Origin of the sequence: Mesorhizobium sp. M2A.F.Ca.ET.067.02.1.1 (assembly GCF_004023285.1) — a bacterium.
GTDB lineage: Bacteria > Pseudomonadota > Alphaproteobacteria > Rhizobiales > Rhizobiaceae > Mesorhizobium.
In genome coordinates this window covers 1-3,113 of sequence record NZ_RZSB01000719.1, presented here as the reverse complement: position 1 = coordinate 3,113, position 3,113 = coordinate 1, and the positions used below count along the sequence as shown (strand labels likewise).

Genomic DNA, 3,113 nt, shown 5'->3' with positions numbered 1-3,113 from the left:
GTCCTGCCTCTCGGCGCGCGGGAGGGTGCCAGCCGGAATGTCCGTTTGCGCACCGGCAGCTTCGCGCTCGTCTGGCCGAAGATGAAACCGAGCCGGGCGAACACCAGCCCCGAGGCAACAGCAAACGCCAGCCCTAGGCCGAAGCCCGCAACCGTATCGCTTGGATAATGCGCGCCGACGAAGACGCGTGTCGAGGCAATGCAGGCGGTGACCGCCAGCGCGATATACCAGCGGCGTGGGAACAAAAGCAGCAGGATGCCGAACACCGCGCCCATCGTCGTGGCGTGACCGGACGGAAAGCCGGCGAAGCGCGCGTCCATGGCGAAAGGATGCAGCGACAGGACGCCGAAGCTGTCGAAATAAAGCGGCCGGGCCCGGCCGATGCCGTATTTCAACAGGTTGACCGCGAGGCCAGAAAGGCCGACGGCGCAGAGCACCAGGAAGGCGAAGCACGTCCAGTTGTAGACCAGCATTCGGCCTTGCCGGGAAAGGCCGCGCCAATCCGTCAGATTGGCGGCGACGAGGCAGAGCGCTGACGGAATGAGGTACCACCCGCCGAGGCCGAACTGCGTGAAGAAATCGGTGAAGCGCACGAAGCCGGGTGACCATTCGCCGCGCATTTCGCCTGCGCCGGCGTCGAGGCGCAGGAAGGTCGCAATGATGAGCAGCACCCAGGCTATGAGCCAGACGCTCCATAGGATTCGCGGATAGCGCGCCGGCCGCACGGCAAAGCGTCGCATCACGATCGACATCGTGTCGCGGAAATTGCCGAGCGAGCGGCGGTAAAGGGCAAAGGGCGCGGCGGACATGGCTTTGGCGCGAGTCTATAGGGGCATTCGATGCCCGAGGCTATTCATCACGGCGCCACCCGGTAAAGCCCGAGCGCAAGCTTGTCTCCTGACGAATAGTTGATGCCGTCGATCTCGGTCAGCCGCTTGGCCGACTTGCCCTGGGCGGTCAGCACATCGGCAAGCTTCTGCTCGTCCTTGATCGGCGCCAGGCCGAGCGCGCAGGACGGATCGTCGAGCAGATGCCGCGCCACGCCCTCGACGTCGGTGAGCACGGTCTTGGTGCCGACCAGGAAGACCAGGCTCGGCTCCTGGAATTTCGCCGAGGCGAGCACGGTGGTCTCGCAAAGGCGGTTGGCGTCGACCGCGGTCTTGATCGCGGGGCTAAGCCAGATCGGCTTCAGCGACGGCGCGATGACGCCGAACAGCAGGCTGAAGGTGATCCCGGCGCCGACGGCGATCGCGGCGATGCGTGGAAGCGGCACCTGCAATTGCCGCGGGAAGGCAAGATAGCCGGTGACAAGAGCGGCGATCGCCGCCGGTATGCTCCACCAGGCGAAGGTCTTGGCGAGATAGAGCGGCGCGCCGACGCAGACCACGGCGAGGCCGATCGCCACCACGGCAAGGCCGAAGGCGGTCGCCCACCACAGCCATGTCTGCCAGCGCTTCAACGGCGCGTTGGCCTGGTCCGCCGGCAAGGTGAGCAGCCAGCCGATCAAAAGCGCCATGCCTGGATAGGCCGGCATCACATAATGCGGCAGCTTGGTCGGGATCGCCTCGAACACCAGCCAGAACGGGATGTACCAGGCCAGGCAGAAGCGCAGGCGCGGATCGTCCCAGAACCGGTTGATCGCCTGCAGCCCGGCGCCGACCGCGATCAGCCCGAACGGCCACATGAACAGCGAGTAGGTGAGCATATAGAAGCCGGGCGGCAGGCCGTGCGATTCCTCGCCCTGCGCCACCTTGTTCAGCATGTCCTTGCCGACCGCCTCCTGGAAGAAGGCGCCGCCGCTCTTCCAGGTGATGAGGATCAGCCATGGCAGCACGATCACGAGCACGATCAGGACGCCGCGCACCAGCTTCATCTTCAGCAGCCAGCGCCAGTCGCGGTCGAAGGCAATAAGCGCCGCGGCCGTGAGCAGCGACAAGAGCGGCGAGACCGGACCCTTGATCAGGATGCCCAACCCTTGCGCGATCCAGAATATCCACGGCAGATGCCCGGGTACCGGCTCGTTGCGCTTGGCCGCCATATAGACCTGGGCCAACGCGCCCTGCGCGATCACGCAGCAGGCGAGAAGCATCGCGTCGGTCTTGGCGTCGCGTCCCTCGAAGGCGGTGGCGAAGATCGCCGCCATCATCAGGCCGGCGGCGAGCCCGGCATTGGCGCCGAAGAGCTTTGTCCCGGTCCAGCCGATGCCGACGACCGCAATCGCGATGCCCAGCATCGAGACCAGGCGATAGACCCAGATCGGCGCCGCCGCCCCCTCGCCGCTCAGCGCCACCGCCGCCGACTGCAGCCAATAGATGCCGATCGGCTTCTTGTAGCGCGTGACGTCCTGCAGGCGTATGTCGACATAGTCACCCGTCTCGACCATCTGCTTGGTCGCCTGGACGAAGCGGGACTCGTCGCGGTCCACCGGCGGCAGGCTGGCCAGCCCGCTGACGGTCATGACAATGCTGAACAGAAAGAGGAGAATGTAGTTCCTGTTCATCGCGGGAGCTCGTCCGATTTGAAACTGCGGGATGGTCCCGTCGCGGCGCATAGGCGCCTGCCTTTGCGCGGCGCCTCATTACGACAGCAAAATGGACGAAGCAAGGACGCCTGGCCGCCGCGTCCGATCGGACGCAAAACCGGAAACCACTTTTGCTGATCGCTGGGTTGCCCAGTTGAAGCGCGATCGGACGCAAAACCGGAAACCACTTTTGCTGATCGCTGGGTTGCCCAGTTGAAGCGCGATCGGACGCAAAACCGGAAACCACTTTTGCTGATCGCGCTTGGATGCTAAACGCGCGCCTTCATATCAAGCATGGCCAAGTGCCCGGCGACCTCCAGGAAGAACAAATGTCCGCCTTCAAATCCGATTTCCTGCGCATCATGAGCGAGCGCGGCTTCATCCACCAGATTTCGGATGAATCCGCCCTCGACCAGCTTTTCGCCAAGGAAACGGTGAGCGCCTATATCGGCTTCGACGCCACCGCCCGGAGTCTGCATGCCGGATCGTTGATCCAGATCATGATGCTGCACTGGCTGCAACAGACGGGCCATCGGCCGATCGCGCTGATGGGCGGCGGCACCTCGATGATCGGCGACCCGTCCTTCAAGGA

Annotated in this window: 2 protein-coding genes and 1 pseudogene; 1 reads left to right on the top strand and 2 read right to left on the bottom strand. The window is 64.4% G+C overall.

Annotation, left to right across the window (positions count from 1 at the left end):
• Both EOA28_RS30640 and EOA28_RS30635 read right to left on the bottom strand, forming a co-directional pair.
• A partial coding sequence (locus EOA28_RS30640; protein WP_128315608.1) for a phosphatase PAP2 family protein occupies positions 1-809 on the bottom strand: 809 nt, incomplete at its 3' end.
• Between the two features lie 47 nt (positions 810-856).
• The gene (locus tag EOA28_RS30635) at positions 857-2,500 is read right to left on the bottom strand and encodes a glycosyltransferase family 39 protein (RefSeq protein WP_127250859.1); all 1,644 of its coding nucleotides are present in this window, start codon (positions 2,498-2,500) and stop codon (positions 857-859) included.
• 350 nt (positions 2,501-2,850) lie between these two features.
• On the opposite strand from EOA28_RS30635, the pseudogene EOA28_RS30630 reads away from it, so the two are divergent.
• Positions 2,851-3,113 (top strand): annotated as a pseudogene (locus EOA28_RS30630) (tyrosine--tRNA ligase); the annotation flags it as partial.